This is a genomic window from Methylobacterium sp. Leaf125 (genome assembly GCF_001423085.1).
Lineage (GTDB): Bacteria > Pseudomonadota > Alphaproteobacteria > Rhizobiales > Beijerinckiaceae > Methylobacterium.
The window spans coordinates 138,335-144,847 of the sequence record NZ_LMNU01000049.1 but is presented as its reverse complement, the minus strand read 5'-3'; the positions used below and the strand labels follow the sequence as shown (position 1 = coordinate 144,847).

At 71.2% G+C, this 6,513-nt stretch carries 3 protein-coding genes; all 3 read right to left on the bottom strand.

Annotation, left to right across the window (positions count from 1 at the left end):
• Positions 1–176: 176 nt before the first annotated feature.
• The 3 genes from ASF58_RS24635 to ASF58_RS24625 all read right to left on the bottom strand — a co-directional run bounded on the left by ASF58_RS24635 (position 177) and on the right by ASF58_RS24625 (position 6,480).
• A complete protein-coding gene (locus ASF58_RS24635) occupies positions 177–3,977 on the bottom strand; it encodes an EAL domain-containing protein (RefSeq protein ID WP_055959187.1) in 3,801 nt (1,266 codons plus the stop codon).
• A 308-nt stretch (positions 3,978–4,285) separates the two neighbouring features.
• On the bottom strand, positions 4,286–5,815 hold the full coding sequence (locus tag ASF58_RS24630; RefSeq protein ID WP_348271615.1) for a HAMP domain-containing sensor histidine kinase: 1,530 nt from the start codon (positions 5,813–5,815) through the stop codon (positions 4,286–4,288).
• Complete coding sequence (locus ASF58_RS24625) at positions 5,812–6,480, bottom strand: response regulator transcription factor (RefSeq protein ID WP_055959184.1); 669 nt, start codon at positions 6,478–6,480, stop codon at positions 5,812–5,814. Before ASF58_RS24625 ends, ASF58_RS24630 begins: the two co-directional genes overlap by 4 nt.
• Positions 6,481–6,513: the final 33 nt, after the last annotated feature.

Below are 6,513 nucleotides of genomic sequence, written 5' to 3'. Positions count from 1 at the left end.
CAACATACACAAACAAAACAGCAAAGCCCGCCCAGAATACCAGGCCAAACCCCGCCAAATCGTCAGGAGATGCAAAAGCAAGCCGCCAACCCCGTTGGCCGCCCGCCGATGAACCGGGGTATAGGGGTCCCCGAATCTCCTGTCAACAGCCTTTCGATAAAAACACGACTCCGCGTTCAGGCCGCGTCGCGCAGGCCTTCGAGGAACCGACGCGCCTCCTCGGCCGGGAGGGGGCGGCCGAGGAGGAAGCCCTGGGCCTCGGTGCAACCCTCCTGGCGTACCCGCGCCATCTGTTCCTCCGTCTCGATGCCCTCGGCCGTGATGCTGGCCCCGAGCTGGGTGCCGAGGTCGACCACCGCCCGCACGATCGCGGCGGTGCCGGGATCGGTGATCTCGCGGATGAAGGAGCGGTCGATCTTGATCCGGTCGAAGGGGAAGCGACGCAGGTAGCTCAGGGAGGAGTAGCCCGTGCCGAAGTCGTCGAGGGCGATCCGGACGCCCAGGGCGCGCAGACGGTGCAGGCAAGCGATGACCGCCTCGGCATCCTGCATCAGGACGCTCTCGGTAATCTCCAGTTCCAGGCGCCGCGCCGGCAGCCCGGAAGCCGCCAGGGCGGCGACCACGCTCTGCTCCAGGTTCGATTGTCCGAACTGGACCGCGGAGACGTTGACGGCGATGCGCCGGTCCCCGGGCCAGGAAGCCGCCTCGGTGCAGGCTTCCCGGAGGGCCCAGCTTCCGAGCTGGCGGATCAAGCCGGTCTCCTCCGCGAGGGGGATGAAGGCGCCCGGCGCGATCATGCCGCGCACCGGGTGCTGCCAGCGAAGCAGGGCCTCGAAGCCCTTCACGGTGCCGCTGTCGAGGTGCAGGACCGGCTGGTAGTGCAGGCTGAAGCCCCCCGTGCGCACCGCCTCGCGCATCTCGAGCTCGAGAAGGTTGCGCTGGGTCGTCGCGGCATCCATCGCCGCCTCGTAGAAGCGGTAGGTGTTCCGTCCGGCCGCCTTGGCCCGGTAGAGGGCGATGTCGGCGTTGCGGAACAGCGTATCGGCATCGGCGCCGTCCTGCGAGCCGAGGCCGATGCCGACGCTGACCCCGATCCCGACCCGGTGCCCGTCGAGGTCGACGGGCTGCTCCATCACCTCGATGATCCGCCGCGCCGCGAACCCGGCCTCCTGGGGATCGTCGAGTTCGGCCAGGATGATGGCGAATTCGTCGCCGCCCAGGCGCGCGACGGTGTCGCCCTCCCGGACCACGCTGCGCAGGCGGTCGGCCACCACGCGCAGGAGCGCGTCGCCGGCCGGGTGCCCGAGGGTGTCGTTGACGGCCTTGAAGCGGTCGAGGTCGCAGGCCAGGACCGCGAAGCGGCCACCGCGCCGATCGGCACGGGCGAAGGCATTGCTCAGGCGCTCCTTGAAGAGGAGCCGGTTCGGCAGGCCGGTCAGCCCGTCGTGCAGGGCCATATGGGCGATCCGGCCCTCTGCCACCTTGCGCTCGGTGACATCCATCGTGAGCCCGACGATCTTCACCGGCTCGTTCGAATCCGGGTCGGTCACGACCCGGGCGAAGCTCTGAAGCCAGCGCGGTGCATCACCCTCCACCATCGCCAGGCGGAACTCGCCGCTGTAGGCCCCGCCCTCGGACAGGGAGCGGTAGACGTGTCCGTACAGGACGGCGAGGTCGTCCGCGTGGATCCGGCGGTCCCAGGCGCCGACGCTGACCTCCACGGGTCGCTCCGGCGCGTGGCCCGGCGGCACCGGGATGCCGTACATCCGCGCGCTGTCGACGGAGTGCCGGACGGTGCCGCCCTTCAGGTCCCAGGACCAGAGGCCGGCTCCGGCCGATTCCTGCGCGAGGCGCAGGAGATTCGAGGTTTCCTCCAGGGCCTGGCGCGCCGTGACGATGTCGTCGATGTCGAGCGCCGTTCCGAGCAAGCCGACCATCACGCCGTCCTCCCGCACGGGCAGCATGACCAACTTGTGCCAGCGGTAGACGCCGTCGTGCCGGAGGAGGCGGCCTTCCACCTCGTAGGCACCCCCCCGCCGCCGGGCCTCGCTGAAGACCGCCTCCATCCGCGCGGCATCCTCCGGATGATTGCGGGCGAGACGAGCCTCCCGGGTGGTGCCGATGGGACCGTAATAGTCCTCGAAGCGCTGGTTGACGTAGGTGGCGGCGCCGTCGTGGAGGGAGACGACCCAGACGATCTGGGGCAGGGAATCGGCGAGGGCGCGGTACCGGGCCTCCCCCAGGCGCAGGGCCTGCTCGGCGGCGACGCGCTCGCTGACGTCGCGCGCGGCGGTGATGGTCTCGAACGGCAGTCCGGCCTCGTCGCGCACGAGCCGCGTCTGAGCCTCGACCCAGATCCAGCGGCCATCGCGGTGGCGCAGGCGATGGGTGATGCGGCCCGTCTCGGTGCGCCCGGCCCGGAACGCCTCGAGGAACGCGCGGGTGGCGAGCGCATCCTCGGGATGGAGCGAGGCATCCAGGGACAGCTCCAGCATCTCCTGGGGACTGTAACCGAGGAGATCGTGCGAGGCCGGGGAGACGTAGGTGCGGACGTTCGCGACGCTGCGCCGGACGATCATGTCGGAAACGGAATCCGCGAGGACGCGGTACCGTCGCTCGCCCTCCCGGGTACGGGTCTCCGCCGCCCGATGCTCCGTGACGTCGGTGAAGGTGTGCAGGATGCCGCCATCGGGCAGGGACACGCCCCGGACCTCCAGGGTGGTGCCGTCCGGACGCGCCCAGTCGATGCGCAGGGGCGTCCAGGCACCGGCGGCGTCGCGCAGGCGCGGCCGGCCGTCCGGGGCGGTCGGCATCGCCGAAAAGTCGCCGCGCTTCGTCAGATGCGCGAGGATATCGGACAGGAGCGCCCCCTCGCGCAGAATCGTCTCGGGCAGATCGAGCAGCTGGTGGGCCCGCGGATTGAGCAGGCGGACGCAGCCCTGCGCGTCCATCATGATCAGGCCCTGGTCCATGGTCTCCAGGGTCGCGCGCAGACGCAGGTCCTTCTCCCGCAGCTGCGCCTCGGAAGCGGCGAGGTCGGTCACGTCGAGGACCAGACCGTAGAGCGCCGTCAGGCGGCCGCCCGCATCGCGCTCGACCGCGCCCTGGACGATCACGTGGCAGAGGCTGCCGTCCGGCCGGACGATGCGCGCGCGCCCCTGATAGGCCGCGCCCTCGGGCGAGTTGCTCTCCAGGGCGCTGACGATGCGGGCCGCGACCGTGGCCCGATCGTCCGGATGGTAGTAGGCGAGGTGCGCGTCGAGGGGGATCTCGCCGCCGGGGGGCATCGGCCGCCCGAAGACGCCGCACACGCCCTCGGACCACGACACGGTCCGCGTCCGGGCATGGATGCGCCAGTACCCGATATGGGCGACGGACTCGGTCAGCCGCTGAGCCTGGACCACGAGCTTGAGATCGGCGGCTTTCGCGGCGAGGAGTACCTCGGTCCGCTGGCGCTCCGCCCGCTCGATCTGGCTCGCGCGCTGGGCGGCCGTCAGCCGGAGATGGGCCTCGACGACGGTGCCGAGGTCGCGCAGCTGCGCCACGCGGGCCGCGTCGAAATCGTCGCGCGGGACCGTGTCGATGAGGCAGAGCGTGCCGAGGGGCAGACCGTCCGAGAGGGCCAGGGGCACACCCGCGTAGAACCGGGCCCGAGGGCTCCCGGTGACCAGGGGGCTCGACGCGAACTCGGCATCAGCCAGGAGGTCGGGCAGGACCAGCACCGCGCCGGGTGCGCCCAGGATGGTGCGGTCGCAGAAGGCGCCGGCGCGGGGGAGGGTGCCTCCGGTGGGGACGCCGCATCGCGCCTTGAGTGTATAGGTCTCGCTCCCGGCAAGGTTCACGAGAGCGATGGGCACGCCGAACAAAGCGCAGGCGGTCCGGCAGACGGCATCGAGATGCGCCTCCGGGGTACATTCCAAGAGTCTCAGGTCGTTGAGGATGGCCAGACGCTGCGCCTCGACACTGGAGCTCGGCACGACAACCCTTTCTCGCCGACGCAAGTCCGCAGAAACTCTGCGATCCGCGTCTCAGACCCCGGAAATCGACAGGACCCGATGTCGTTGACGGGTCCGGGCCGGCACAGGATGGACATCAGCCGATCTTGCGGAACTCCGCGACCAAACCGCCCGACGCGAGACCATGCCTCGGCAGCCTTTCACTTTCCTTTATGTCCACGACGTCTCGGGACATGCGGTGCGTTCCTTGGTGGATTGCCTGTTCGCCGATCCGTGAAGGCCGCGTTGCACGCCGTCGAGGTCGGTTCTGCGCAGGACGTCGGCGAGGTTTATGGCGGCAACAGCAACTGGGCACTGAGACCGCCGAGATCCGAGCGCGTGAGGCGCAGTCCGCCGCCGTACAACTCGGCGAGTTCGCGGGTGATCGACAACCCGAAGCCGTGGCCGGGCACGCTCTCGTCGAGGCGTCCGCCGGGCCGCACGGCGCGTTCCGCCGCCTCCGCATCGAGCCCGGGACCGTCATCCGCCACCGTCACGGCGATGCCCGCTTCCGTGGCGGCGGCGGAGACCCGGACGCGACCGTGGCTCCACTGGCAGGCATTGTCGATGAGGTTGCCGAGCATCTCGTCGATGTCCTGCGGATCGCAGGCCACCGCGAGACCGGCCGGCAGGTCGAGCGCGATGGCGAGGTGCTTCTCGGCGTAGAGCCGCCCGAAGGTGGTCCGCAGGTCGGCGAGGGGGCCGGCGAGTTCGGTCCGGGTGCGGGTCGCGCCGCCCAACGCGGCGGCCCGCGCGCGCCGCAGGTGGTGGCGTACCTGCCGATCCATGGCGCCAACGAGCTCGGCGAGACGGCCATCCGGATCGCGGGTCCGGTCGGACAGGGCGAGGCTCAGGGTCGCCAGGGGCGTCTTCAGGCCGTGCGCGAGATTGGCCACGTGGGTGCGGGCCCGTTCGAGGTTGGTGGCGTTCTGGTCGAGGAGGGCGTTCACCTCGCTCACCAGCGGCCGGATCTCAGCGGGCTGCTGGCCCGGAATGCGAGGCCGCCGTCCGGCCCGAACCTCGGCGATGTCCCGGCGCAGCCGCTCCAGGGGCCGCAGGCCGAGACGGACCTGCAGGACGGTGCCGGCCACCAAGCAGAGACCGAGGATTCCCAGGATGGCCGCGAGCGTCAGGCCGGCCTCGCGCAAGGGGCCGTTCAGGGCCTGGGCCGGGGCCGAGGCCACGAGGACGACCGGCGGCGTTCCCCCCCTGGCGGGCAGGACCTGGATGCGGAGAATCAGGGCCTCGCCCCAGGGGCCGGTGCCGTCGCCCGGCTGCGGGCGGTCCGGGTCCCGGTTTCGGGGCAGGGGGGCCGGCTCGGCGCCATCCTGGGTCGGGCCGCCCATGGCGGGGGGATCCGGCAGGCGCAGGCTGCGCGCCTCCAAAGATTCCCCTTCGAGGGACTCGGACCGCAATGTGCTGCCGCCCTGGCGAACCTGCCAGTACCAGCCGGAGTGCGGGCGGTCGAAGGGTGGGCCGTCCAGGGCGCGGTCGAGGCGCAGGCGGTCGCCGGGACCGCGCTCCAGGCTGGACGCCAGGGCAACGAGTTGGCTGTCGAGGCGGCTGTCGAGCTGGGCCCGGACGAAGCGGTGCAGGACGAGCCCGATGGCGAGGCCGGCGACCAGTAGGGCCACGGTGACGAGCGCGAGGGCAGCCAGGAGCAGACGGCGCTGCAGGGAGCCGAGATGAAGGACTCCGATGGGCTTCGGGGGCGGAACGGGCCGATCGGGCCGTTCGGGCTTGGCCGGCGACTCGGGCTTGGCCGGCGGTCCGTGCCCGGCCGTTCCGGGGCGTCCCGCAGGCGGCTCTGTCCGGTTCACGTGGGTTCGCCCGGAAGCAGGCGGTACCCGTGGCCGCGCACACCCTCGATCCGGGCGGGGGCGATCTTACGGCGCAGGCGGGTGATAATGACCTCGACGGAGTTCGAATCCACGTCGGCGTCGCCGTCGTAGACCCGCTCGATCAGCTGCCCGCGCGGCATCACCCCGTCCTTGTGCAGGATCAGGCAGGAGAGCACCCGCCATTCGAGGCCGGTGAGCTTCAGGGGCAGGCCGTCGCGCTCGAAGGTGCCGAGGCCAGACTCATAGGTGAGGGGACCGCAGGTGACGCGGGATGCCCCATGCGCCGTCGCCCGGCGCACCAGGGCCCGCAGGCGGATCACCAGCTCCTCGACCCGGAACGGCTTGACGAGGAAATCGTCGGCCCCCGCCTTGAAGCCCGCGACCTTGTCGCTCCAGCCATCCCGCGCCGTGAGGACGAGGACCGGTACGGTTCGGCCCGCCGCCCGCCAGGCCTGGAGGACGGAGAGCCCATCGCGCTTGGGCAGGCCCAGGTCGAGCACCACGGCATCGTAGGTCTCGGTCTCGCCGAGATGCTGCGCGTCCTCGCCGTTCGCCGCGTGGTCGAGGGCAAAGTTCTCCCCGCGCAGGGCCTTGGCGATCTCGGCGGCCAGCGGCGCATCATCCTCCACCAGCAGGAGTTTCATGGAGTCGTGTCCGTGGGTGGGAGGGCGAGGGTG